We start from the raw sequence: 25105 nt of genomic DNA on the forward strand, positions 1-25105 counted from the left end.
TGGCTCATATATTGGCCGCTCTTGTGGGTCGCGACCCCGGGCAGTCCGTCCGATGCGCGTCCGATGACGAAAGAGGTACCCATGGCTGCCGTCGGACGTATCGGTCGCGCGATTCGGCGGGCCACCACCTCGGCGGCGAAGAAGGCGGCTCCGGCCAAGAAGGTCGCACCCGCGAAGAAGGCCGCTCCGGCCAAGAAGGTCGCTCCGGCCAAGAAGGTCGCTCCGGCCAAGAAGGTCGCTCCGGCCAAGAAGGTCGCTCCGGCCAAGAAGGCTGCACCCGCGAAGAAGGCCGCCCCGGCGAAGAAGGCCGCACCCGCGAAGAAGGCTGCACCCGCGAAGAAGGCTGCACCCGCGAAGAAGGCTGCACCCGCGAAGAAGGCCGCACCCGCGAAGAAGGCCGCACCCGCGAAGAAGGCCGCCCCCGCGAAGAAGGCCGCCCCCGCGAAGAAGGCCGCCCCGGCCAAGAAGGCCGCCCCCGCGAAGAAGGCTGCACCCGCGAAGAAGGCTGCACCCGCGAAGAAGGCCGCTCCGGCCAAGAAGGCCGCGAAGAAGGTCACTCCGAAGGCCGCAGCTGTTAGCCCGGCGGCCGCTCCGGTCATCACTAGTGGACCGGCCGATCCGGCCCCTCCTGCGAAGAAAGCAGCACCTGTGACCAAGGCAGCACCCGTGAAGAAGTCCGCCGACGACATGGCCGTGCCGGCCGGCTCGGAGTGGACCAAGCAAGAGCTCGCCGCCGTGCGGACCGAGCTGCTCGACGAGCTGACCGAGATGCGCAGCGCCTACGACATCTCGATGCGCGACCTCGACGACCTGCAGCGTTCGAGCACCGACGGCGCCGGCGACGACCAGGCCGACGCCGGGAGCAAGACCTTCGAGCGCGAGCAGGAGCAGTCGATCGCGGCCAACCGCCTCGACCTGATGACCCAGATCGAGCGGGCCATCGAGCGCATCGACTCCGGCACCTACGGCTTCTGCGAGCGTTGCGGCAAGCCGATCCCCAAGGCGCGCCTCAAGGCTTTCCCGGCCGCCACCCTCGACGTCGCGTGCAAGCAGCGCGAGGAGCGCCGCTGACGAAACGCCGGTCGGCTCCGGGGCGGCGTCGGCCCCGCCCCGGGTACGGGACAATGAACTCGTGATTCCCCAGTGACCCGCCAGGACGACGCCCGTCCGGACCCCGTCGGCGCCACGCCGGACGACCAGCCCGCCGCCCCGGCCGAGCCCCGCCGCGTTGCCTTCTTCGTCGTCGTGGCCGTCGCCGTTTTCGGGCTCGACCTGCTCTCCAAGGTCCTCGTCGCGGCGAACCTGCCCCTGGGGCACGACCCGGTGCGCCTGCTCGGCGGCGCGCTCTATCTCAACCAGATGCGCAACTCCGGCGCCGCGTTCTCGCTGGGCACCGGCTTCACGGTCATCCTCACCGTGGTCGCACTCGCGGTCGTCGTCGTCATCGTGCGCACCGCGGCTCGTATGCACAGCACCCGGTGGGCGATCGCGCTCGGGCTCATCCTCGGTGGGGCGCTCGGCAACCTCGTCGACCGCATCTTCCGCTCGCCCGGATTCCTCCGCGGGCACGTCGTCGACTGGATCAGCGTGTTCGGCAAGTACGACGACAAGTGGCCGATCTTCAACATCGCCGACTCCGGCATCGTCTGCGGCGCGATCCTGGCCGGGCTGCTGGCCGTCATCGGCGTCGAAATCGACGGTCGCCGCGCCAGCGCGAAACACACCCGGCATGAGTGACACCCGCCTGCTGCCCGTCCCGGACGGATTGGACGGGCTGCGCCTCGACGTCGCGATCTCACGCCTCTTCGGGTTCTCCCGCACCGCGGCGGCCGACCTCATCGACGAGGGGCACGTCAGCCTCGACGGCGTCGTGACCGCGCGCAGCGCCAAGGTGTGCACCGGCTCGTGGCTCGAGGTCACGCTGCCCTCGCCCGACACCGGCCCGCCCGCGCCACCGGAGGCGGTCGACGGCCTCGTCGTGCTCCACGACGACGACGACGTCGTGGTCGTCGACAAGCCGATCGGCGTGGCGGCCCACCCCAGCCCGGGTTGGACCGGTCCGACGGTCACGCAGGGCCTGGCGGCCATGGGCTACCGGCTGTCGAGCCACGGCCCGGCCGAGCGGCAGGGCATCGTGCACCGCCTCGACGCCGGCACCACCGGGGTGATGGTCGTGGCCAAGAGCGACCGGGCGTACACGCACCTGAAGCGGGCGTTCAAGGAACGCACCGTCGACAAGCGCTACAGCGCGCTCGTCCAGGGCCACCCCGACCCCACCCGAGGCACCATCGACGCGCCCATCGGCCGGCACCCGAGCTCGGACTACAGGTTCGCCGTCGTCGCCGGCGGCCGCGCGAGCATCACGCACTACGAGACGGTCGAGGCGTTCCGCGCGGCGACGCTGCTCGACATCCACCTCGAGACCGGGCGCACCCACCAGATCCGGGTGCACATGTCGGCGGTGCGACACCCCTGCGTGGGCGATCTCACCTACGGCGCCGACCCGACCCTGGCGGCCCGGTTGGGGCTGAGCCGGCAGTGGCTGCACGCCCGCGAACTCGGCTTCGAGCACCCCTCGACGGGGGAGGAGTTGCGGGTCGTGTCGCCCTACCCCGCCGACCTCCAGCACGCCCTGGACGCCATCGCCGACGAGTAGCGGGTACGCCCCAGGCGCGCTGGGTAGGAACGAGGTCGTGACTTCTACCGGCCATGCCCCCCTTCTCGTCGCCAGCAATCGCGGACCCCTGACCGTCGTCGCAGTGGACGACGGAGACGACGAGGTGAGGCGCGGCAGCGGGGGACTCGTCTCCGGGATGCAGGCCGCGCTGTCGGCCACACCCGACGCCGTCTGGGTCAGCGCCGCCATGAACGACCGGGAGCGCTCGCTCGCCCGGCAGGCACCCGGTGGGCACGTCTCGGAGCTGCCGCTGGTGGCCGAGGCGCTCAACGGCGACTTCGACGTCCGCATGCTGCCGATCGACGCGCAGACCTTCCGCAACGCGTACAACGGCATCGCCAACTCGACGCTGTGGTTCGTGCTGCACCGGCTCTACGAGCTGCCGACGCAGCCCTCGTTCGACGCCAACTGGCGGCGCCAGTGGGCGAGCTACGTCCGGTTCAACCAGGCCTTCGCCGACGCGCTGGCCGATGCCGCCGCCCCGAACGCCGAGGTCATGGTGCAGGACTACCACCTGTTCCTCGTGCCGAAGATGCTGCGCGACCGGCGTCCCGACGTGCGGATCGGCCTGTTCGCCCACACCCCGTGGGTCGCGCCCGACGACTTCGCGATCCTGCCCGACGACGTCCAGCTGGCGCTGGTCGACGGCATGCTCGGCGCCGACGTCATCGGCTTCCACACCCAGCGCTGGGCCGACCTGTTCAGCGCCACCGCGCGGGCGGTGGCCGGGGTCGAGGCGAAGGGTGTGCGCGTCTTCCCGCTCGGCACCGACGCCGACGAGATGCACCGCCTCGCCGGCCGCCGCAGCGTCGACAGCGCGTTGCGGGTGCTGCAGGACGTCGTCGGCGACCGCCTGCTCATCGGGCGCCTCGACCGCACCGAACTGTCGAAGAACGTCTACCGCGGCCTGCTCGCGTATCGCGAACTGCTGCGCACGCGTCCCGAGTGGCACGGCAAGGTCGTCCACGGCGTCTACAACAACCCCTCGCGCGAGGACCTGCCCGCCTATCGCGAGTACACCGCGCGGATCGAACGCCTGGCCGCGGAGATCGACGACGAGTTCAGCACGGACGAGTGGACCCCGCTGCTGTTCGAGATCGGCGACGACTACCCGGCCGCGCTCGCCCTGCTGCGACGCACCGACGTCGTGCTGGTCAACCCGGTGCGCGACGGCATGAACCTGGTCGTGCTCGAGGCGCTCGTGCTGTCCGAACGCGACCCCGCGCTCGTGCTCTCGCGCGAGCTCGGCGCGGCCGAGGTGCTCGGCGACGACGCGTTGACGGTCAACCCGTTCGACGTGACCGCCACCGCGACCGCCCTGCACGAGGCCCTGCTGATGCCGCTCGACGAGCGGGCCGAGCGGGCGAAGCGGATGCGGGCCGCTGCCGTCGCCCTGCCGCCGGTCGCGTGGTTCCAGGCCCAGCTCGACGCGCTCGCCTGATCACTGCGCCAGCGCGCGCAGCAGCGTCACCACCGCGCGCGGATCGGGCACGGTGACGTCACACGCGTCGCGCACCGCGTCGGCCGACGACGACAGCACGCCCACCGACCACGCGGTACGACCCGCGTCGCGCAGCCGGGCTATCTCGGCGAACGCCGGCAGGTCGCCCAGGTCGTCGCCGAGGTAGAGCACGCCGCGGGGGTCGTGCTCGTCGACGAGCCGGCTCAGCGCGCCCGCCTTGTCGATACCCGGCAGCCGCAGCTCGAGCACGTGCGCGCCCGGGTGCATCTCGAGCTCGAGGTCCTCGGCCAGCCCGCGTACCGGGTCGTGCAGCGCGGCCAGCGCGCCGTCGGGGTCCGCGGTGCGGCGCACGTGCACCACGAGGGACAGCCGCTTGTCCTCGACCCAGACGTCCGGATCGGGGTAGGCGTCGGCCAGAACCGACGGCAACTGGTCCTGCAGCGACTCCATCGCCGGCGGGGTGTCCGGGGTGGACAGCTCGCCCTCGGCCCACGTCTCCGCGCCGTAGAGGCCGGCGACGGTGAGGCCCGGGACGGTCGCCAACCCGCCCAGGCGCAGCACGGTGTGGGCGTCCCGCCCGGTGATGACCGCGATGTGCGCCCCGCGCTCGGCGAGCGCGGTCAGGGCCGCCAACGACCCCTCGACCGGTCGCGAGTCCTGCGGGTCGCGCTGGAGTGGGGCCAGCGTGCCGTCGAAGTCGGTGGCGATCACCGCCCCGTCGAGAACGGGGGCGAGCGAGGCGACGAGCGCGGCGACATCCACGACCTCCATCCTGCCTCGCGGCGGACGGCCACCGTTGCGGGTGGGCGGGCTCACCCTCGACCGGAGGTCGAGGGACACGCCTGGACGACACGCCGACGGCTGTCGGTGGCGGGTGTGAGAATCGTTCCGGCGCCCGGGCCGGCGCCGCGAGAACCAGCCAGGCACCAGGCGAAGGGCGGCACCGAACACCGTGGGATTAGGCGCTTCAGACAGCTTCGTGCATCTGCACAACCACACCGAGTACTCGATGCTCGACGGTGCGGCCCGGCTGACCGAGCTGTTCGCCGAAGCGGCTCGCATGGGCATGCCTGCGCTGGCCATGACCGACCACGGCAACGTCTTCGGCGCGCACGACTTCTACAGCAAGGCCACCGCCGCCGGGGTCAAACCCATCATCGGCATGGAGGCCTACGTAACCCCGAACACGCACCGCTCCGACCGCACCCGGGTGCGGTGGAACAAGGGCGGCGACGACGACGTCTCGGGCGCCGGCGCGTTCACCCACATGACCCTGCTCGCCGAGAACACCACGGGCATGCACAACCTGTTCCGGCTGTCGTCGCGCTCGTCCATCGAGGGGTTCTTCTACAAGCCGCGGGCCGACCGCGAGCTGCTCGCCCAGTACGCCGAAGGGCTGATCGCCACCACCGGCTGCCCGTCGGGGGAGATCCAGACCTGGCTGCGCATCGGCGACTACGAGAAGGCCCGGGCCAGCGCTGCCGAGTTCCGCGACATCTTCGGCAAGGAGAACTACTTCCTCGAGCTCATGGACCACGGCCTCGACATCGAGACCCGCGTCCGGGACGACCTGCTGAAGCTCGCCCGCGATCTCGAGCTGCCGATGATCGCCACCAACGACCTGCACTACACGCACGCCGCCGATGCCGATACCCACGAGATCCTGCTCTGCGTGCAGTCGGGCAAGACCATGGCCGACCCGAACCGGTTCAAGTTCGACGCCCGCGACTTCTACCTCAAGAGCCCGGCCGAGATGCGTTCGCTCTGGGCCGACAAGTACGACCTCCGCGAGGCCTGCGACAACACGCTGCTGATCGCCGAGCGCTGCGAGGTGAACTTCACCGAGGGCAACGGCACGTACATGCCCCGGTTCCCGGTGCCCGAGGGTGAGACCGAGCGCACCTGGTTCGCCAAGGAGGTCGCCGCCGGCCTGGCCCGCCGATTCCCGAACGGCATCCCCGACGACGTCCAGAAGCAGGCGGACTTCGAGGTGAAGGTCATCGAGCAGATGAACTTCCCGGGCTACTTCCTCGTCGTCGCCGACTTCATCAACTGGGCCAAGGACAACGGCATCCGGGTCGGCCCGGGCCGCGGTTCGGGCGCCGGCTCGATGGTCGCCTACGCCATGCGCATCACCGACCTCAACCCGCTCGAGCACGGGCTGATCTTCGAGCGGTTCCTCAACCCCGACCGCGTCTCGATGCCCGACTTCGACGTCGACTTCGACGAGCGCCGGCGCGGCGAGGTCATCCGTTACGTCAGCGAGAAGTACGGCAGCGACCGCGTCGCGCAGATCGTCACCTACGGCACGATCAAGGCCAAGCAGGCGGTCAAGGACGCCGGCCGCGTCCTCGGCTACCCCTTCGCCATGGGCGACCGCATCACCAAGGTCATGCCGCCGCCGGTGATGGGCAAGGACGTCCCGCTCGGCAAGATCTTCGACACCAGCCACGACCGCTACAACGAGGGCGGCGAGTTCCGCGCGCTCTACGAGGCCGACGTCGAGGTCAAGAAGGTCGTCGACCAGGCCAAGGGGCTCGAGGGCCTCAAGCGGCAGTGGGGCGTGCACGCCGCCGGCGTGATCATGTCCAGCGACCCGCTGCTCGACCTCATCCCGATCATGAAGCGGGAACAGGACGGCGCGATCATCACGCAGTTCGACTACCCGACCTGCGAGAAGCTCGGCCTGATCAAGATGGACTTCCTCGGGTTGCGCAACCTGACGGTCCTCGACGACGCGCTGGCCAACATCAAGGCCAACCGGGGCGAGACGGTGGTGCTGGAGGATCTCGAACTCACCGACAAGAACACCTTCGAACTGCTCGCCCGCGGCGACACCCTCGGCGTGTTCCAGCTCGACGGCGGGCCGATGCGCGCCCTGCTGCGATCGATGCGTCCCGACAACTTCGAGGACATCTCGGCCGTCGGCGCGCTCTACCGGCCCGGCCCGATGGGCGCGAACTCGCACAACGAGTACGCCGATCGCAAGAACGGCCGCAAGCCGGTGGTGCCGATCCACCCCGAGCTCGCCGAGGCGCTCGAGGAGACGCTGGGCGACACCTACGGGCTGATCGTCTACCAGGAACAGGTCATGGCGATCGCGCAGAAGGTGGCCGGGTACTCCCTCGGCGCCGCCGACCTGCTGCGCCGCGCGATGGGCAAGAAGAAGAAGGCCGAGCTGGACGCCCAGTTCGCCCAGTTCGAGGCCGGCATGAAGGAGCGCGGTTACTCGGCGTCGGCGGTCAAGACCCTCTGGGACATCCTGCTGCCGTTCTCCGACTACGCGTTCAACAAGGCGCACTCGGCCGCCTACGGTGTCATCTCCTACTGGACGGCGTTCCTCAAGGCGAACTACCCGGCCGAGTACATGGCCGCGCTGCTGACGTCGGTCAAGGACGACAAGGACAAGATGGCCATCTACCTGGCCGAGTGCCGGCGGATGGGCATCAAGGTGCTGCCCCCGTGCGTCAACGAGTCCGATGCGAACTTCACCCCGACCGGCACCGACATCCGCTTCGGCCTCACCGCCATCCGCAACGTCGGCGCCAACGTCGTCGGCTCGGTGGTGGCCACCCGCAAGGTCAAGGGCGCGTTCGCCGACGTCGGCGATTTTCTGCGCAAGGTCGATGCCGTGGTCTGCAACAAGCGCACCATCGAGGGTCTGATCAAGGGCGGCGCGTTCGACTCGCTGGGCCACACCCGGCGCGGACTGATCAACGTCTACGAGGCCGCCGTCGACGCGGTGCTCGACACCAAGCGGGCCGAGGCCATCGGCCAGTTCGACCTCTTCGGCACCATGGGCGACGAGACGGCCGATCCGGTCGACGACGTCTTCGCGGTGCGGGTGCCCGAGGGCGAGTGGGACAAGAAGGTGCTGCTGCAGTTCGAGCGCGAGATGCTCGGCCTCTACGTCTCCGACCACCCGCTGTTCGGGCTCGAGCACATCCTCGCCTCGGCCGCCGACACCACCATCGCGTCGGTGCAGGCAGAGGGCTCGGGGGAGCCGCAGAGCCTCACGCTGGCCGGCATCCTCTCCTCGGTGAACCGCCGGGTCACCAAGGCCGGGGCGCCCTGGGCCAACGCCGTGCTCGAGGACCTCGAGGGCTCGATCGAGGTGATGTTCTTCCCGGCCACCTACGCCCAGGTCGCCCTCAACATCGCCGAGGACGCCGTGGTGTCGATCAAGGGCCGCACCGACTCCCGCGAGGACACGGTGAAGCTGATCGCCAGCGACCTGTCGATGCTGGACACCACGCAGACCGAGCGCGGCCCGGTGCAGGTGAAGATGGCGCCGGCCCGGTGCACGCCGCCGCTGGTCGACCGGCTCAAGGACGTGCTGTCCACGCACCCCGGCACGACCGAGGTGCACCTGTCGCTGGTCAACGGCGAGCGGGTGCACGTGCTGCGCCTCGGCGACGGCTTCCGGGTCACGCCGTCGGCCGCGTTGATGGGTGACCTCAAGGCCCTCCTCGGCCCGGCGGCCATTTCCGCATGACCGGCGGGAAGTGGTTCGAGGAGCTGCCGGTCGGCACCACGGTCGAGCACGCCGTGCGGCGGACGGTCACCGAGACCGACAACGTGCTGTTCACGACGATGACGATGAACCCGGCACCGCTGCACCTCGACGCCGAGTACGCGGCCGGCACGCAGTTCGGCAAGCCGCTGGTCAACAGCATGTTCACCGCGGCGCTCGTGGTCGGGCTCTCGGTCTACGAGCTGACCCTCGGCACGCTGGTGGCGCAGCTCGGCCTGACCGACGTCACCTTCCCGGCGCCGGTGTTCGCCGGCGACACGATCCGGGTCGAGACCGAGGTCGTCGAGGCGCGGGAGTCGAAGTCGCGCCCCGATGCCGGGCTGGTCGTGTTCGAGCATCGCGCGTTCAACCAGCGCGACGAGCTCGTCTGCCGCCTCAGGCGCACCGGCCTGATGCACCGACGGCCGGAGGGGTCGTGAGCCTCGCCGCGCCGCCGCGCAGCCTGCTGTTCGTGCCGGGCTCGCGCCCGGACATGATCGCCAAGCTGCCCCGCGCCGGCGCCGACATCTCGGTCGTCGACCTCGAGGACGCCGTCGCGGCGGGGGAGAAGGACGCGGCCCGCATCCCCGCCCTCGCGGCGGTGGCCGAGCTCACCGGGGCGGCCGGGGTCGTCGTGGTGCGCCTCAATGCCATGGACACCGAGTGGTTCGAGGCCGACCTCGCCGCGGCCGCGCAGTCGCTCTCCGAGGGCGGCGTGGGCGGCGTGGTGCTGCCGAAGTACGAGCAGGTCGGGCAGCTCGAGCTTCTTCGGGCGCGACTGCCCGAGGGCGCGGTGATCGTCGTCGGGCTGGAGACCGCGCTCGGGGTCGCCGACTCGCGTCCGCTGCTGGCCGCCGGGCCGGACGCCGCCTACTTCGGCGCCGAGGACTACATCGCCGACGTCGGCGGCGAGCGCACGGCCGAGAGCACCGAGGTGCTCTACGCCCGCAGCCACACCCTGCTCGGCGCGCACCTGGCCGGGGTCGCCGCGCTCGACCAGGCGGTCATGTCGATCCGCGACGACGAGCGCTTCCGGGCCGACGCCGCGGCGGGCCGGGCGATCGGCTACACCGGCAAGATCTGCGTCCACCCCCGCCAGGTCGTGCTCGCCCACGAGGTCTTCAGCCCGACCGAGGCGCAGCTGGCGCACGCCCGGGCCGTCCTCGACATCGCCGAAGCCGGCGGGGTGGGCACCGTCGACGGGCAGATGGTCGACGACGTGCACGTACGAATGGCCCGCCAGGTGCTGGCCCGGGTGCGGCCGGCGCCCTGACGGGCCACGGTTCGTAGCGGCGCAGCGTCGCGCCGGGATCGCTACCGCCGCGTGGGCTCCACCGGCGGGTACTGGTTCTGCTGGCCGTCCGCCGGCGGCGGAGGCGGGTACTGACCGCCGTGCTGGGTCGGGTCGCCCTGCGGGCCGGCCTCGGTCTGCGGCAGCCGCCGCGTCTGCTGGTCGGGCTGCCCGCTCGCGTGCTGACCACCGAAACCGCTCTGGTTCGGTCCCTGCTGCTCGATGCCCTGCTGGTCGACCCCGGCCGGTTCACCGTGCCGGCCCGCGGCGGCACCCGCCGCCGCACCGGCGCCCGCGCCGGCCACCACGCGGTCGTGCGGGCCCTTCTCGCCGAAGAAGCCGTCGCGCTGGTCGGTGCGCACACCGTCGCCGCGGCGCTCCTCGGCCAGCCGCCGCTCGTCGGCGATCCGCCGCTCCTCGGCGAGGCGCTCCTCCTCGGCCGCCGCCTCGGCCGCGCGCCGCTCGGCGGCCCGGACGTCCCGCACGCTCTGCACCGAGACCCGGCCCAGCCCGACCGCCGCGATGAACAGGATCAGCGCACCAATGCCGTAGAAGAGCAGCAGCGAGTCGAGGGCCTGCAGCTTCTCGCCGTGGCGCGGGTCCGGGATCTCGTGGTTCACGTTGATCACCGGCGCCAACGTCGGGCCGACCAGCAGCCACGCACCCGCGGCCGCTCCGAGCCAGGCGCCCAGGCTGGTCACCAGACGGCTCGTACTGCGCAGCAACAGCAACCCGCCGAGGAAGGCCACCGCGCCGGGCAGCACCTCGAGCCAGCCGCGCTCGGACGTCCAGTGCCAGGTGCTGTCGGCCATCGGTGTGTAGGCCACGTTGAAGGCGGGCCCGATGAAGGGGATCAGCGCCGCCCAGGCCCCGAGGATCACCAGCAGGAAGCCGCTGAACGCCCCGCGGGAGCGGGGCACCCGCATCCGGCTGGCCTTGATGCTCGTCGTCATGTCTGCGGTCATTGCCGACCTCCGGTAACCGAATCTCGATACAGCTCTCGCACAGGGCATTCCCCCCAGATCGGATCCTCAACCCGCTCCCGTCGAGTTCCACCGGCTCCACCGGGCGACCGGTGAGTAACCTCGACAAGATGCAGCCGGCGCTCCCCGAACACCCCTCCGGCGACGATCCGTGGGTCTCGGCCGACGACGTCGGCACCTTCGAGCAGGGCACCGACTTCAGCCGCTGGGCCCTCGCCCGCTACCTCGTCGGCCGGGCGATCGGCGAGTCGGTGAACAACACGCTGCTGGTCGTCACGGTGCTGCTCCTGGCCCTCGCCGCGGCGTCGTCGTGGCTGCTGCACGTGACGTTCCTGGCTGTGCTGCTCGTCATCCTCGCGGTGATCGTGTTGGGCGTCCGCTTCGCCCTGCGCGCGGTGCTGCGCTCGCTCACCGCCGTCGAGCGCTACGGCCCGGTCGAGGACAAGCTGCGGTCGCTCGTGTCCGACACGCACAAGGACGTGCTGGCCGAACTGCGGCGCAACGGTCTGCCCGGGCGCACCGTCACGCTGCCGCTGCTGGCCTGGCGGCTCGTCGGCCGGCGCCGCGCGACGACGCTGAAGCAGCTGCGCATGTTCGAGGTCGAACGGGCCGTGCCGAGGGCGCGGCTGGACGAGGTGCACCTGCTGCTGCGCGGCGCCGCCGGCAACGGGCCCCGGCCACCGGTCGGGCCGCGGAACCCGGGGCCGCACCCTGGAACGATGGCCGGATGAGCGAACCCGTGACCGCGGCCGGGTGGTCCCACCCGGCGCCGCTGCCGCCACCGCCCGCGCCGGCAGCACCCCGGTTCGCCGGGCCGCGGACCGATCACGTCGCCGCCACCGTGCTGGCCGGCGTCCTCGTGGTGCTCGGCGCCCTGCTCGGGCTGGTCTGGGCCGCGTGGAGCCCGCCCGGTCCCCGCGCGTTGGTCATCTCGCCCGGGGTGTTCGTCCCAGACGAGACCGAGTCGTTCATCGCCGGCGACGGCCGCTTCCTGGTGATCGCGGCCGTCGTGGGCCTGCTCGCGGGCATCGTCGCCTGGCGCCGGGTGGCCGACCGCGGCCTGCTCGTGATGCTGGGTCTCGCCGTCGGCGGCACCCTCGGCGCGGTGCTCATGGCGCTCGTCGGGCACCTCACCGGCGGCGGGACGTTCCACGGCGGGGCCAACACGATCATCGACCAGTTGCCGCTGTCACTGCACATGCACGGGCTGCTCTTCGTGGAGCCGGCCGTGGCCACCCTGCTCTACGGCATGTGCGTCGCGTTCACCGTGCACGACGACCTCGGTCGCCCGGATCCGGTGCGCGACCGGGTGCGGCCGCCGCTGCCGGTGTCAGTTGGAGGCGGTGCCCATGCGCAGGACGGTGGGCGATACGGCGATGCTGCGGGTCTGCCCCAGCAGCGCGATCTCCCGCCGCAGTAACCGGGCCACCCGCTTCAGCCGCTCGGCCGTGGTCGAGTCGGTGAGCAGCTCCTGGCGCTCGCCCGGCGGCAACGGCAGCCGCGCGGCGAGGTGGTAGGAGAGCTGGTTCGCGTCGTCGGGCAGCTCGGCGCCGGTGCCACGCCCGGCGATGCGGGTGAGCATCGTGTCGTAGACGTCGATCAGCTCGCGGGCCCGCGTCTCCAGCTCGGGCGTGAGGTCGCCGTCGGGCTCGTCGAGGTACTCGACCTCGGCCCGCAGGTAGGGCGTCCCCTCGGGCAGCACGGTGGTGATGCGGAAGCGCCGGCTGCCGACACAGAGCAGGTCGGAGGTGCCGTCGTGCTGCGGCTCGACCTCGATGATCTCGGCGATGGTGCCGATGGGCTCGACGTCGGGGCCGTCGTCGGCGGTGCCGGGCAGGATCGCCTCGGCGCCCTTGCGCAGGGCCACGACCCCGAAGCGCCCCCCGCCCCGGCCGTCGGAGACGTCCTCGAGCAGTCTGCGGTAGCGCTGCTCGAAGATGTGCAGCGGCAACGGCATGCCGGGTAACAGCACGTGGCTGAGCGGGAACAGCGGGATCGCCTCGGCCACGCCGCCACGCTACGCGGCGACGAGGCGGTGGTGGGCAACCGCACGTCCGCTCCGACGAACGCAGGCCCGGGGCGCCCGTAAACTCCGGTGCATGTTGCGTCGCCTCGATCTGACGTCCACCGGGTCCGCCGACCTGCGCCGCGCCCTGCCGCGCGCCCGCGTCGACGTGCATTCGGCGCTCGCCGCGGTGACGCCGCTGGTCGAGGACATCGCGAAGCGGGGCTACCCGGCGGTGCGCGAGGCCACGCTGAAGTTCGACGGCGTCGACGTCGCCGAGCCGCGGGTCACCCCGCAGCGGCTGGCCGATGCGCTCGACCAGCTCGACCGCGCGGTGCGGGACGCGCTCGTCGAGTCGATCCGCCGGGCCCGCATCGTGCACGAGGCGCAGCGCCGCGAGACCGTCGACGTCCAGGTCGTGCCCGGCGGCACGGTCACCGAGCGGTGGATCGCGGTGGCCCGGGTCGGGCTGTACGTGCCGGGCGGCCTCGCCGTGTACCCGTCCAGCGTCGTGATGAACGTCGTGCCCGCGCAGGTCGCCGGTGTCGAGTCGATCGCCGTGTTCTCCCCGGCCCAGAAGGAGTTCGGCGGCCGGCCGCACCCGACGATCCTCGCCGCGTGCGCGCTGCTCGGCGTCGACGAGGTCTACGCCGTCGGCGGGGCGCAGGCCGTCGGCCTCGCCGCCTACGGCGACGCCGAGCTCGGCATCGAGCCGGTCGACGTCATTACCGGGCCGGGCAACGTCTACGTCGCCGCGGCCAAGCGGCTGGTGCGCGGCGTCGTCGGGATCGACGCCGAGGCGGGCCCGACCGAGATCGCCGTGCTGGCCGACGCCACCGCCGACCCGGCGCACGTGGCCGCCGACCTGATCAGCCAGGCCGAGCACGACACCCTGGCCGCGTCCGTACTCGTCACCGACTCGCCCGAGCTCGCCGACGCCGTCGACGCCGAGGTTGAGCGGCAGGTCGCGCTCACCAAGCACACCGAGCGCGTGCGCATCGCGCTGTCGGGCGAGCAGTCGGCGACGGTCATCGTGCGCGACCTCGAGCAGGGGCTGGCCGTCGTGGACGCCTACGCCGCCGAGCACCTCGAGATCATCACCGCCGACGCCCGGCGCTGGGCCGAGCGGGTGGGCAACGCCGGCTGCATCTTCGTCGGTGCGCACGCGCCGGTCTCGCTCGGCGACTACTGCGCCGGCTCGAACCACGTGCTGCCGACCGGCTGCACCGCGCGGCACGCGTCCGGCCTGTCGGTGCAGTCGTTCCTCAAGGGCGTGCACCTGGTCGAGTACACCGCCGACGCGCTGGCCGAGGTCGCCCCGCACGTCATCGCCCTGGCCGAGGCCGAGGACCTGCCGGCGCACGGCGCCGCGGTCGCCATCCGGCAGAACCGGTGAATCCGGGCCTGGACGAGCTGCCGCTGCGCGACGAGCTGCGCGGGGAGACGCCCTACGGCGCCCCCCAGCTCGATGTACCGGTGGCGCTGAACGTCAACGAGAACCCGTACGGGCCGAGCGAGGCCGTCGTCGCCGAGATCGCCGCGGCGGTGGCCGGTGCCGCGCGCACGCTCAACCGCTACCCCGACCGCGACGCGGTGGCGCTGCGGGCCGATCTGGCGTCGTACCTGACGGCCGACGGCGGTGTGGGCCTCGGGGTCGACCAGGTGTGGGCGGCCAACGGTTCGAACGAGATCATGCTGCAGCTGCTGCAGGCCTTCGGGGGCCCGGGGCGTACCGCGCTGTCGTTCGCGCCGACCTACTCGATGTATCCCGAGTACGCCCGCAACACCCACACGAACTGGGTGCTCGGCCGGCGCGCCGAGGACTTCGCCATCGACCGCGCCCACGCCCTCGAGCTGATCGCCGAGCACCGCCCGTCGGTGGTGCTGCTCGCGTCGCCCAACAACCCGACCGGCACCGCCCTCGACCTCGCCGACGTGCAGGCGATCCTCGACGCCACCCCGGGTGTGGTGGTCGTCGACGAGGCCTACGCCGAGTTCCGGCGCAGCGGCACGCCGAGCGCGCTGACCCTGCTGCCGGGGCATCCGCGCCTCGTCGTCACCCGCACCATGTCGAAGGCGTTCGCGCTGGCCGGTGGGCGGCTGGGGTACCTGGCGGCGTCGAGCGCGGTCGTCGACGCCGTGCGCATCGTCCGGCTGCCGTATCACCTGTCGGCGGTGACCCAGGCCGTCGCGCGGGTCGCGCTGGCCCACGCCGACGAGCTGCTCGCCGCCGTCGACGAGCTGCGGGCCGAGCGCGACCGCACCGTCGAGTGGCTGCGCGGCGTCGGGCTGCAGGTCGCCGACTCCGACGCGAACTTCGCGCTGTTCGGCACCTTTGCCGACCGGCACGCCGTGTGGCAGGGCCTGCTCGACCGTGGTGTGCTCATCCGCGAGACTGGCCCGCACGGTTGGCTGCGCGTGTCCATCGGCACGCCCGAGGAGATGTCGGCGTTCCGCACCGCACTGGAAGAGGTCCGAAATGGTTAGAGCAGGACGCGTCGAGCGGGCGACCAAGGAGACGAAGGTTCTCGTCGAGATCGACCTCGACGGGAGCGGACGCACCGACGTCTCGACCGGGGTGGGGTTCTACGACCACATGCTCACGTCGTTCGGCAAGCACGGCCTGTTCGACCTCACCGTGCAGGTCGAGGGCGACCTGCACATCGATGCGCACCACACCGTCGAGGACACCGCCATCGCGTTGGGCCAGGCGTTCGCGCAGGCGGCCGGCGACAAGGTCGGCACCCGCCGCTTCGGCGACGCGATGATCCCGATGGACGAGTGCCTGGTGCAGGCCGCGGTCGATCTCGCCGGCCGCCCGTACCTGGTGCACACCGAGCCCGCGGGCGCGCCGCCCACGATCGGTCCCGACTACGCCACGACCCTGACCCGGCACGTGTTCGAGTCGTTCGTCCACCACGCTGCGATCGCGCTGCACCTCACCGTGATCGCCGGCCGCGACTGGCACCACGTCACCGAGGCGCAGTACAAGGCGGTGGCCCGGGCGCTGCGCGCGGCCGTCGAACTCGACCCGCGGGTGCAGGGCGTCCCGTCGACCAAGGGTGTCCTGTAGTCCGGTGAAGACGCTCGTCGTGCTCGACTACGGGTCGGGCAATCTCCGCTCGGCCCAGCGCGCTCTCGAGCGGATCGGGGCCCAGGTGTCGGTGACCGCGGACCTCGAGGCCGCCCGCGCCGCCGACGGTCTCGTCGTCCCCGGCGTCGGCGCCTTCGCCGCCTGCATGGAGGGTCTCGTCGGCATCGGTGGGGGAGCGGTCATCGCCGAACGCGTGTCGGTCGGGCGTCCGGTGCTCGGCATCTGCGTCGGCATGCAGGTGCTCTTCGACGCCGGCGTCGAGCACGGCGTCGAGACCGAGGGCCTCGGCGTGCTGCGTGGGCGGGTCGAGCCGCTGCACGCGCCGGTGCTGCCGCACATGGGCTGGAACACCGTCGCCGCCCCCGCGGGCTCCACCCTGTTCGCCGGCCTCGACGCGGCCACTCGCTTCTACTTCGTCCACTCCTACGCCGTGCACGAGACCGACGGTCTCGTCGCCACCACCGTGCACGGCGAGCCGTTCGTCGCCGCCGTCGAGCACGGCCCGGTCAGCGCCACCCAGTTCCACCCCGAGAAGTCCGGCGACGCCGGGGCGACGCTGCTGGAGAACTGGCTGGCCGCGCTGTGAGCGGACCGGCATGAGCAAGGAGCGCCAGCAGGCGCGCGCGGCCCGGGAGGCAGTGGCCGCTGCCCGGGCCGAGTCCGACCGGATCGCCCGGCAGAAGGCCGCCGCCGAGCGGGCCCGCCGCGAGCGCCGCACCCTGCTCTGGAAGCGGGTGCGGCTCTGGCAGCACGGGCCGGGCTTCCACCGCCGCCGCGAGACGTGGGGCGCGCTGGCCACTCTCGTCCTGCTGGCCATGCTGACCGTCTACATCCTCACGCGCTCGTTCTCGGACGTGATCGGCACCGCGCTGGTCTTCGTCGTGGGCGCACCCGTCCTCGTCCTGCTGTTCTTCGATCGGAGCCGTCGATGAGTCTCGTCCTGCTGCCCGCTGTCGACGTCGCCGACGGCGCCGCGGTTCGTCTCGTGAAGGGGGCGGCCGGCACGGAGACCTCGTACGGCGACCCGCTCGACGCCGCGCTGCAGTGGCAGGCCGACGGCGCCGAGTGGATCCACCTCGTCGACCTCGACGCCGCGTTCGGTCGGGGCGACAACCGGGCTCTCCTGGCGGACGTCGTCGGCCGGCTCGACGTCGCCGTCGAGCTCTCCGGCGGCATCCGCGACGACGCCTCGCTCGAGGCGGCGCTGGCCACCGGGGCCTCGCGGGTCAACCTCGGCACGGCCGCGCTCGAGTCGCCCGAGTGGGTGCGGCGCGCGATCGGCCGGTACGGCGACAAGATCGCCGTCGGCCTCGACGTGCGCGGCACGACGCTCGCCGCCCGCGGCTGGACGCAGGAGGGCGGCGACATCTGGGAGACGCTGGCCCGCCTCGACGCCGACGGGTGTGCCCGCTACGTCGTCACCGACGTGAACCGCGACGGCACGCTCACCGGCCCGAACCTGGAGCTGCTGCGCGACGTCTGCGCCCGCACCTCCGCACCCGTCGTCGCCAGCGGCGGCGTCTCGTCGCTCGACGACCTGCGCGCGATCGCCGGGCTCGTCGACCTCGGCGTCGAGGGTTCGATCGTCGGCAAGGCGCTGTACGCCGGCGCGTTCACGCTGCCCGAGGCGCTCGCCGCGGTTCGCTAGACCGCAGCCCGATCCGCCGGGTCCGCCGGGCCGGCCCCGTACCAGGGCGGTCGCCGTGGCGCGGGCTTGGGAGACTGGACGGGTGAGCCTCGCCGTCCGCGTCATCCCGTGCCTCGACGTCGATGCCGGACGGGTGGTCAAGGGCGTCAACTTCGCCGGGCTGCGCGACGCCGGCGACCCGGTCGAGTTGGCCCGGCGCTACGACGAGCAGGGCGCCGACGAGCTGACGTTCCTCGACATCACCGCGTCCTCGGGGGAGCGGGAGACCACCTACGACGTCGTGCGCCGCACGGCCGAGCAGGTGTTCATCCCGCTCACCGTGGGGGGCGGGGTGCGCAGCGCGGCCGACGTCGACGCGTTGCTGCGGGCCGGGGCCGACAAGGTCGGCGTCAACACCGCGGCCATCGCCCGTCCTGAGCTCATCGCCGAGATCGCGCAGCGCTTCGGCCGGCAGGTGCTGGTGCTCAGCGCCGACGCCCGTCGGGTGCCCGCGGGTAGCGAACCGACCCCGAGCGGGTTCGAGGTCACCACCCACGGCGGGCGGCGCGGCACCGGCATCGACGCGGTCGAGTGGGTCACCCGGGCCGCCGAGCTCGGCGCCGGGGAGATCCTGCTCAATTCGATGGACGCCGACGGCACCAAGGACGGCTTCGACCTCGAGCTGATCCGGCTCGTCCGGGCGGCCGTCGACGTCCCGGTCATCGCCAGCGGCGGAGCGGGTGCGGTCGAGCACTTCGCGCCGGCGGTGGCCGCCGGGGCCGACGCCGTGCTGGCGGCGAGCGTCTTCCACTTCGGCGACCTCACCATCGGCGCGGTCAAGGACAGCCTGCGCCAGGCCGGGGTCACCGTCCGCTGAAACCAGCCGATCCGGCGTATGGTCTGCGTGTTGAAAACGGGTTTCTGACGAGGAGTGCCAGGTGTACGACGACGAAGTGCGGGACACGCCGCCGACGGTGGTGGGGGCGGTCGCCCTCGGCGCCGCGCCGCTGCCGTTCCTGGCCGTCTACGCGGTGCTGTTCCTGGTGCACGGCAGCATCCACCCGGTGCAGCCGCCGGACATCACGACCTCGACCGGCGGCGAGTTCGTCGCCGGGTGCATCGCGGCCGCCCTGTTCGTCGTCACCATCATGGCCCTGCTGTGGCTGCTCAACGGCCGCCGCCGCTGGCTGTTCGCCCTGGTGCAGCTCGGCGTCCTGGGCGCGGCGGTCGACTTCCTGGTCGACGGCACCGAGGGCGGCTCGTTCGTCTCCTTCGTCATCGCGCTGACCGCGCTGGGCGCCCTCGTCCTGGCGTTCGCGCCGGCGAGCTGGCGCCACGTCGACCGGCACGCCCCTCGCGCCGTGCAGCGGATCTACGCGCCGCGGCGGCGCGACGAGCCGGCTCCGGTCGTACCTGCGTCGCACTGACCCGCCTACCCTGTTCACAGGGAACTCCCACGGTCGGCTTACGCGCGACGCTGAGAATGGACACAGCGAGAGCTGAGACCGATCCGGGGAGACAGCGAAATGAGTGCAGCAACCGTGACGCAGACGCCGCCATCGACAAATACCAAGCGACGGGTCCTGGTCGTCGACGACGAGGACAACGTCACGCACCTGGTGTCGTCGGCCCTGCGCTTCGACGGCTTCGAAACGGTGACCGCTGACAGCGGCACCGCCGCGCTCGCCCGGGTGGCCGAGACCGACCCCGATCTCATCGTCCTCGACGTGATGATGCCCGGCCTCGACGGGCTGGGCGTGCTGCAGAACCTCCGCGCCGCCGGCTCCCAGGTGCCGGTCATCTTCCTCACCGCGCGCGACACCGCGGGCGACCGCATCGTCGGCCTGCGAGCTGGCGCCGACGACTATGTCGTCAAGCCGTTCAGCGTCGAGGAACTGCTGGCCCGGGTGCACGCCGTGCTGCGCCGCTCGGCGCCGGAGGGTGGACGCGAGGGCGTGCTCCAGGTCGCCGACCTCGAGCTGGACGAGAACAGCCACGAGGTCACCCGGGCCGGCGTCGAGGTGCACCTGACCGCCACCGAGTTCGAGCTGCTGCGCTACCTCATGCGCAACGAGCGGGTCGTGCTGTCCAAGACGCAGATCCTCGACCGCGTCTGGAAGTACGACTTCCAGGGCCAGTCGAACATCGTCGAGCTCTACATCGGCTACCTGCGCAAGAAGATCGACAACGTCGAGCCCAAGCTGATCCACACCATCCGCGGCGCCGGATACGTGATCAAGGCCCCACGGGTATGACCCGGCGGTGAGCGGCGTCGAGTACCTGCCGGGCCAGCCCGGCAGCGAGCCGTACACCCCGCCGCCGCCCACCGCGCCGCCGCCGGGTGAGCCCGGCCCGTCCGACCCACCACCGCCGTACGACCCGCCGTACGACGAGGAGCCGACCGGCCCCCCACCGGCGCGGCGTCACCTCGGCCCGCGCAGCCTGACCGCGCGACTGGTGAGCGGCGTGGTGTCGCTCGTGACGTTGCTGGTGGTGATCATCGGCACGGCGACGTACTTCGCCTTGAGTTCCTTCCTGCTCGACCGGCTCGACCAGCAGCTCGCGCCGGTGGTCGCGAGCAACAGCGGCCATCTGGCCCTCTGCCTGCGCAACAACATCCAGACCTGTCGCCTCGGCGACGGTGTGTCCGGGTTCCGCGCGCCGCAGACCGAGTGGGTCACGGTGCTGGACCAGAACGGCGTGCCGCAGGTGGGGGTCGATTCCAGCCCGAGCCTCAAGGCCCTCGACCTCACCGACGAGCAGGCGCAGGCCGTGGTCGACAACCCCGACGGCGTCCGCACCATCCGGACCGCCGACGGCTACGAACTGCGCGTGGCGGCCCGCGCGTTCGCGACGCCGACGACCACCTATGTGGTCGTCTCCGGACTGTCCACGAGCGAGGTGCACAAGACGCTGCGACAGCTCGTCCTCATCGAAGTGTTGATCGGTGGCGGCGCGATCCTGGTCGCGCTGGGTGCGACGACCTTCGGCGTGCGATTCAGCCTGCGGCGGTTGCGCGAGGTCACCACCACCGCCCAGGACGTCGCGGCCGAGCTGTCGCCCGAGGGTGCCGGCCTCGACCGGCGCGTGCCGGTGACCGAGAAGGACACCGAGGTCGGCCAGCTCGCCGAGTCGATGAACACGCTGCTCGGCGCCGTCGAGACCCAGTTCGCCGCCCGGCTGGAGAGCGAGCAGCGCATGCGGCAGTTCCTCGCCGACGCCTCGCACGAGCTGCGCACACCGCTCACGTCGATCCGCGGCTACGCCGAGCTGGCCCGCATGCAGCGCGCCGTCGGCAACCCGGAGGAGGACAACCTGTCCCGCATCGAGTCCGAGGGCACCCGCATGTCCCGGCTGATCGAGGACCTGCTCATGCTGGCCCGCGGCGACGGCGCCGACCGCACCGTGCGCACCGAACTGATCGACGTCGACGACCTGCTCGACGACTCGGTGCGCGGGGTCCGGGCGGCCTACCCCGACCGCGCCATCGGCATCGAGCTGGGTGCGGTGCCGCAGGTGATCGGTGACCGCGACCAGCTGATCCGCGTCGTCCGCAACCTGGTGACGAACGCGGCGGTGCACACCCGGCCCGAGCGGCCGATCCTGGTGCGCGGCAGCACCGTCGACGACGGCGTCGCGATCCAGGTGGTCGACGGCGGCCCCGGCCTCGCGCCCGAGGACGCCGCGCACGTGTTCGAGCGCTTCTGGCGGGCCGACAAGGCCCGCACCCGGGCTCGCGGAGGCAGTGGCCTCGGTCTGTCGATCGTCGCGTCGATCGTGCGGGCGCACGGCGGCACGGTGCGCTTCGACAGCACCGTCGAGGGGGGCAGCACCGTCACGGTCTGGTTGCCGGGCGTGCAGCCCGGGTGACCGGAGCCGTGCCCGACCCGAACCCGGTGGTGCTCGTTCGGCACAATCGACGCCATGGCGCCGCGTGACCCGTCCGAGCTCGACCCCGCCGTCGCGGCGCGCCTGAAGCGCGACCCGGCCGGCCTCGTCGCGGCGGTCGTGCAGCAGCACGACACCGGCGAGGTGCTCATGGTCGGCTGGATGGACGACGAGGCGCTGCACCGCACGCTCACCACGGGCCGCGCGACGTACTGGTCCCGCTCGCGTCAGGAGTACTGGGTGAAGGGCGAGACCTCGGGTCACGCGCAGCACGTGAAGTCGGTGGCGCTCGACTGCGACGGCGACGCGCTGCTCGTGCAGGTCGACCAGGTCGGGCCGGCCTGCCACACCGGCGAGCGCACCTGCTTCGACGCCGACCCGCTGCCGGTGACCCCGTGACCAGCACCGTCCTCGGCCGGGCCGATCTCGACCGGCTGGCCGCGACCCATCGGCTCGTCCCGATCACCCGCACGCTGTTCGCCGACGCCGAGACGCCGGTCGGCGTCTACCGCAAGCTCGCGGCCGGGCGGCCCAACACGTTCCTGCTCGAGTCGGCCGAGCCCGGCGCGTCGTTCTCGCGCTGGTCGTTCGTCGGCGTCAACGCCCTCGCCTGCCTGTCGGTCGTCGACGGTGAGGCGGCATGGACGGGCGACGTGCCGGCCGACCTGCCGACGTCGGGCGATCCGCTGGCCGCGCTCGGCAAGTCCTGGCGGGCCTTGAAGGGCACCCGGCTGCCCGGGCTACCGCCGCTGACCGGCGGCTTCGTCGGCTACCTCGGCTACGACGTCGTGCGGCGCATCGAGCGGCTGCCGGACAAGGCCGTCGACGAGCTCGGCCTGCCCGAGCTGACGATGCTGCTCGTCACCGACCTGGCGGCCGTCGACCACCACGAGTGCTCGGTCGTGCTGATCGCGAACGCGCTGCTGCGCCCGGGCATGAGCGGCGCCGAACTCGACGACGCCTACGCCGACGCGGTGCGCCGGCTCGACTCGATGCAGGCCGCGCTCGCGACACCGTCGCCCCCGACCGTCGCAACGATCTCGCCCGCGCCGCCCAAGGCCGCCGAGTCGCGCACGCCGGCGGGGGAGTACCTGCCGGCGGTCGAGCAGGCGCTCGAGGCAGTGCGGGCCGGTGAGGTGTTCCAGATCCAGGTCGGACAGCGCTTCGTCGCCGCGACCGACGCCGACCCGCTCGACGTCTACCGGGTGCTGCGCACGCTGAACCCGTCGCCCTACATGTACTTCCTGCGCACCGCCGACGTCGACATCGTCGGCTGCAGCCCCGAGGCGCTGGTCACGGTGAGCGGGCAGCGGGCCGTGCTGCACCCGATCGCCGGCACCCGCCGCCGCGGTGAGACGGCCGAGCAGGACGCCGCGCTCGCGGCCGAACTGATGAACGACCCGAAGGAGCAGGCCGAGCACGTCATGCTCGTCGACCTCGCCCGCAACGACCTCGGCCGCATCTCGGCGCCCGGCTCGGTCGAGGTCGTCGAGTTCGGCGCGGTCGAGCGGTACAGCCACGTGTGGCACATCGTGTCGACGGTCGAATCGCAGGTCGCCGACGGCATGGACGCCTTCGACGTGCTCACGGCCACCTTCCCGGCCGGGACACTGACCGGCGCGCCCAAGGTGCGGGCGATGGAGCTGATCGACGAGCTCGAACCGGTGCGGCGCAACGTCTATGGCGGGGCCGTCGGCTACCTCGACGCCGCCGGCGACCTCGACGTCGCGATCGCGATCCGCACCGCGGTCATGCGCGACGGAATCGCCTACGTGCAGGCCTCGGCCGGCATCGTCGCCGACAGCATCCCGGCCAACGAGGAGCAGGAGACGCACAACAAGGCGCGGGCCGTGCTCCAGGCGATCGCGACCGCCGAGACGCTGCGCACCGTGACATGAGGCGCGAATTCGTCCTCGCCCTCGGCCTCGACCTGAGCGGCGCCGCCGGGGCGTTGCTGATCGCGCTGCGCACCTGGCAGGTCGTCACGACCCCGCGGCCGCACCCGCTGCGCGACGACGTGCTGCAGCTGACCGGCCGCACCGTCGACGGCGCCCCGACCGCGCTCGCGCTGGTGGCGCTGGCCGGCGTGGTCGCTGTGCTCGCCACCCGCGGAGTGCCCCGCCGGCTCCTCGGCGCGGCGCTGGTCCTGGCCGGCATCGGAATCGTGTGGCGCTCGCTGGCCGCCACCGGGGCCGTGAGTCCGGGTCGAGCCCGCGCCCTCGTCGCCGAGAAGCACCCCACGGTGACGATCGACGCCGGCGTCGTGCCGACGGTGACCACGAACGCGGCGTGGGCCGGGCTGTCCGTCGGCTGCGGGCTGCTCGTGCTCGTCGCCGGACTCCTCGTCGTCAGCCGCGGGCACCGGTGGCAGGCGATGGCCGCCCGTTACGAGCGCGCCCCCTCCCGCGACGCCGATCCCGAGGCCGATCGGGCCAAGGCCGCGGCGTCGTTGTGGACCGCGCTGGACCGCGGTGAGGACCCGACCGGCGGCGACGAATCGGACCCGCGCACCGGGGACGCCCCGCCGCTGGTTACCCTCGACGAAAGCACGACGGCGCACGACATCGACGGGAGGCGACCTCGATGACAAGCGTGCTGGACGAGATCATCGCGGGCGTCCGTGAGGATGTCGCCGGCCGCCAGGCAGCACTGCCCCTCGAGGCCGTCAAGGAAGCGGCCGCGGCGGCCCGACCCGCGCGTGACGCGTTGGCGGCCTTGCGTGCCCCCGGCGTCGGCGTCATCGCCGAGGTCAAGCGACGCAGCCCGTCGAAGGGCGCGCTCGCCTCGATCGGCGACCCGGCCGCCCTCGCCGCCCAGTACCAGGCCGGTGGCGCCCGGATCATCTCGGTGCTGACCGAGGAGCGCCGCTTCGGCGGCTCGCTCGCCGATCTCGATGCCGTGCGCGCCGCGGTGCAGATCCCGGTGCTGCGCAAGGACTTCGTGATCGGCTCGTACCAGGTGCACGAGGCTCGCGCCCACGGCGCCGACGTCGTGCTCCTGATCGTGGCCGCCCTCGAACAGAACGCGCTCACCGGCTTGCTCGAGCGGGTCGAGTCGCTCGGCATGACCGCGCTGGTCGAGGTGCACACCGAGGAGGAGGCATCACGGGCCCTCGCCGCCGGCGCCCGCGTCATCGGCGTCAACGCCCGCAACCTGCGCACCCTCGACGTCGACCGTTCGACCTTCGAGCGCATCGCCCCCGGGCTGCCGAGCGAGATCGTCAAGATCGCCGAGTCGGGCGTGCGCGGCCCGCGCGACCTCATCGAGTACGCCGCCGCCGGTGCCGACGCCGTGCTGGTCGGCGAAACCCTCGTGACCGGCGCCGACCCGCGCCACGCCGTGGCCGAACTGGTCACCGCCGGGGCCCACCCGGCAACCCCCCGCACCGGCCGCTGACCGCACCGTCCCGGGGTCCCCGCCCGCGATGAGGGCACTTCTCCAGACGAGTCGGGGACTACTTCGTCCTTCGGGCCCGGCGTCGTTCCCGCGCCGATCTCGGGCGCACCAGCACGCGATCGTTCCTGGCGCGGATCGGCGGTGTGGACGGTGCCGGCTCGTCCACAGC

General features: G+C 72.3%; 26 protein-coding genes. 23 read left to right on the forward strand and 3 right to left on the reverse strand.

Features of this window, described 5'->3' with window-relative positions:
- Positions 1-81 precede the first annotated feature (81 nt).
- The 4 genes from VGN18_RS07400 (at position 82) to VGN18_RS07415 (ending at position 4118) form a co-directional block, all read left to right on the forward strand.
- Positions 82-1071 (forward strand): TraR/DksA family transcriptional regulator, encoded by a 990-nt coding sequence (locus VGN18_RS07400; protein ID WP_327539020.1) that lies wholly within the window; start codon positions 82-84, stop codon positions 1069-1071.
- Between the two features lie 72 nt (positions 1072-1143).
- Positions 1144-1737 carry a signal peptidase II gene (gene lspA / locus VGN18_RS07405; RefSeq protein WP_327539021.1) on the forward strand — a complete coding sequence of 198 codons (594 nt, stop codon included), beginning with the start codon at positions 1144-1146 and terminating at the stop codon, positions 1735-1737.
- A complete protein-coding gene (locus tag VGN18_RS07410) occupies positions 1730-2656 on the forward strand; it encodes an RluA family pseudouridine synthase (RefSeq protein ID WP_327539022.1) in 927 nt (308 codons plus the stop codon). The genes lspA and VGN18_RS07410 overlap by 8 nt, the downstream gene beginning before the upstream one ends.
- 37 nt (positions 2657-2693) lie before the next feature.
- Positions 2694-4118: a trehalose-6-phosphate synthase gene (locus VGN18_RS07415; protein WP_327539023.1), complete on the forward strand. Its 1425-nt coding sequence runs from the start codon at positions 2694-2696 to the stop codon at positions 4116-4118.
- On the opposite strand, the gene otsB is transcribed toward VGN18_RS07415, so the two are convergent.
- Positions 4119-4901 carry a trehalose-phosphatase gene (gene otsB, locus VGN18_RS07420; RefSeq protein WP_327539024.1) on the reverse strand — a complete coding sequence of 261 codons (783 nt, stop codon included), beginning with the start codon at positions 4899-4901 and terminating at the stop codon, positions 4119-4121.
- A 247-nt stretch (positions 4902-5148) separates the two neighbouring features.
- On the opposite strand from otsB, the gene dnaE reads away from it, so the two are divergent.
- The 3 genes from dnaE to VGN18_RS07435 are packed head-to-tail and all read left to right on the forward strand — an operon-like array spanning position 5149 to position 9925.
- The gene (gene dnaE / locus VGN18_RS07425) at positions 5149-8634 is read left to right on the forward strand and encodes a DNA polymerase III subunit alpha (RefSeq protein ID WP_414655023.1); all 3486 of its coding nucleotides are present in this window, start codon (positions 5149-5151) and stop codon (positions 8632-8634) included.
- Entirely contained in the window at positions 8631-9092 is a 462-nt protein-coding gene (locus tag VGN18_RS07430) for a MaoC family dehydratase (RefSeq protein ID WP_327539026.1), read from the forward strand. Before dnaE ends, VGN18_RS07430 begins: the two co-directional genes overlap by 4 nt.
- Positions 9089-9925: a CoA ester lyase gene (locus VGN18_RS07435; RefSeq protein ID WP_327539027.1), complete on the forward strand. Its 837-nt coding sequence runs from the start codon at positions 9089-9091 to the stop codon at positions 9923-9925. Before VGN18_RS07430 ends, VGN18_RS07435 begins: the two co-directional genes overlap by 4 nt.
- 41 nt (positions 9926-9966) lie before the next feature.
- Here the strand turns inward: VGN18_RS07435 and VGN18_RS07440 are convergent, their stop codons facing one another.
- Positions 9967-10908, reverse strand: a complete 942-nt coding sequence (locus tag VGN18_RS07440; protein WP_327539028.1) for a hypothetical protein — start codon at positions 10906-10908, stop codon at positions 9967-9969.
- 110 nt (positions 10909-11018) lie between these two features.
- Between VGN18_RS07440 and VGN18_RS07445 the strand changes: the two genes are divergently transcribed.
- Together VGN18_RS07445 and VGN18_RS07450 are read left to right on the forward strand one after the other, a co-directional pair.
- Positions 11019-11657, forward strand: coding sequence for a hypothetical protein (locus VGN18_RS07445; protein ID WP_327539029.1), 639 nt, complete (start codon positions 11019-11021; stop codon positions 11655-11657).
- A complete protein-coding gene (locus VGN18_RS07450) occupies positions 11654-12346 on the forward strand; it encodes a hypothetical protein (RefSeq protein ID WP_327539030.1) in 693 nt (230 codons plus the stop codon). Before VGN18_RS07445 ends, VGN18_RS07450 begins: the two co-directional genes overlap by 4 nt.
- Here VGN18_RS07450 and VGN18_RS07455 read toward each other — a convergent pair.
- Complete coding sequence (locus VGN18_RS07455; RefSeq protein ID WP_327539031.1) at positions 12257-12934, reverse strand: LON peptidase substrate-binding domain-containing protein; 678 nt, start codon at positions 12932-12934, stop codon at positions 12257-12259. The two genes, VGN18_RS07450 and VGN18_RS07455, sit on opposite strands and share 90 nt — an antisense overlap.
- Before the next feature lie 91 nt (positions 12935-13025).
- On the opposite strand from VGN18_RS07455, the gene hisD reads away from it, so the two are divergent.
- The 14 genes from hisD to trpC all read left to right on the forward strand — a co-directional run bounded on the left by hisD (position 13026) and on the right by trpC (position 24936).
- Positions 13026-14327: a histidinol dehydrogenase gene (hisD, locus tag VGN18_RS07460; protein WP_327539032.1), complete on the forward strand. Its 1302-nt coding sequence runs from the start codon at positions 13026-13028 to the stop codon at positions 14325-14327.
- Positions 14324-15418, forward strand: a complete 1095-nt coding sequence (locus VGN18_RS07465; RefSeq protein WP_327539033.1) for a histidinol-phosphate transaminase — start codon at positions 14324-14326, stop codon at positions 15416-15418. The genes hisD and VGN18_RS07465 overlap by 4 nt, the downstream gene beginning before the upstream one ends.
- Positions 15411-16004 carry an imidazoleglycerol-phosphate dehydratase HisB gene (gene hisB, locus VGN18_RS07470; protein ID WP_327539034.1) on the forward strand — a complete coding sequence of 198 codons (594 nt, stop codon included), beginning with the start codon at positions 15411-15413 and terminating at the stop codon, positions 16002-16004. The genes VGN18_RS07465 and hisB overlap by 8 nt, the downstream gene beginning before the upstream one ends.
- A gap of 4 nt (positions 16005-16008) precedes the next feature.
- Complete coding sequence (gene hisH, locus VGN18_RS07475) at positions 16009-16611, forward strand: imidazole glycerol phosphate synthase subunit HisH (protein ID WP_327539035.1); 603 nt, start codon at positions 16009-16011, stop codon at positions 16609-16611.
- Positions 16612-16621: 10 nt separating this feature from the next.
- Positions 16622-16957, forward strand: coding sequence for a hypothetical protein (locus tag VGN18_RS07480; protein ID WP_327539036.1), 336 nt, complete (start codon positions 16622-16624; stop codon positions 16955-16957).
- On the forward strand, positions 16954-17673 hold the full coding sequence (priA, locus tag VGN18_RS07485) for a bifunctional 1-(5-phosphoribosyl)-5-((5-phosphoribosylamino)methylideneamino)imidazole-4-carboxamide isomerase/phosphoribosylanthranilate isomerase PriA (RefSeq protein WP_327539037.1): 720 nt from the start codon (positions 16954-16956) through the stop codon (positions 17671-17673). The genes VGN18_RS07480 and priA overlap by 4 nt, the downstream gene beginning before the upstream one ends.
- Before the next feature lie 82 nt (positions 17674-17755).
- Positions 17756-18529: an imidazole glycerol phosphate synthase subunit HisF gene (gene hisF / locus VGN18_RS07490; RefSeq protein WP_327539038.1), complete on the forward strand. Its 774-nt coding sequence runs from the start codon at positions 17756-17758 to the stop codon at positions 18527-18529.
- A 61-nt stretch (positions 18530-18590) separates the two neighbouring features.
- A complete protein-coding gene (locus VGN18_RS07495; RefSeq protein WP_327539039.1) occupies positions 18591-19079 on the forward strand; it encodes a hypothetical protein in 489 nt (162 codons plus the stop codon).
- A 99-nt stretch (positions 19080-19178) separates the two neighbouring features.
- Positions 19179-19907, forward strand: coding sequence for a response regulator transcription factor (locus VGN18_RS07500; RefSeq protein WP_327539040.1), 729 nt, complete (start codon positions 19179-19181; stop codon positions 19905-19907).
- A gap of 7 nt (positions 19908-19914) precedes the next feature.
- A complete protein-coding gene (locus tag VGN18_RS07505) occupies positions 19915-21522 on the forward strand; it encodes a HAMP domain-containing sensor histidine kinase (RefSeq protein WP_327539041.1) in 1608 nt (535 codons plus the stop codon).
- A gap of 54 nt (positions 21523-21576) precedes the next feature.
- A complete protein-coding gene (gene hisI / locus VGN18_RS07510; protein WP_327539042.1) occupies positions 21577-21939 on the forward strand; it encodes a phosphoribosyl-AMP cyclohydrolase in 363 nt (120 codons plus the stop codon).
- On the forward strand, positions 21936-23438 hold the full coding sequence (locus VGN18_RS07515) for an anthranilate synthase component I (protein ID WP_327539043.1): 1503 nt from the start codon (positions 21936-21938) through the stop codon (positions 23436-23438). Before hisI ends, VGN18_RS07515 begins: the two co-directional genes overlap by 4 nt.
- Positions 23435-24127: a Trp biosynthesis-associated membrane protein gene (locus VGN18_RS07520; RefSeq protein WP_327539044.1), complete on the forward strand. Its 693-nt coding sequence runs from the start codon at positions 23435-23437 to the stop codon at positions 24125-24127. Before VGN18_RS07515 ends, VGN18_RS07520 begins: the two co-directional genes overlap by 4 nt.
- Complete coding sequence (gene trpC, locus VGN18_RS07525; RefSeq protein ID WP_327539045.1) at positions 24124-24936, forward strand: indole-3-glycerol phosphate synthase TrpC; 813 nt, start codon at positions 24124-24126, stop codon at positions 24934-24936. The genes VGN18_RS07520 and trpC overlap by 4 nt, the downstream gene beginning before the upstream one ends.
- The last annotated feature ends 169 nt before the right edge of the window (positions 24937-25105 follow it).

The sequence above is a fragment of the Jatrophihabitans sp. genome, assembly GCF_036000465.1.
Lineage (GTDB): Bacteria > Actinomycetota > Actinomycetes > Mycobacteriales > Jatrophihabitantaceae > Jatrophihabitans.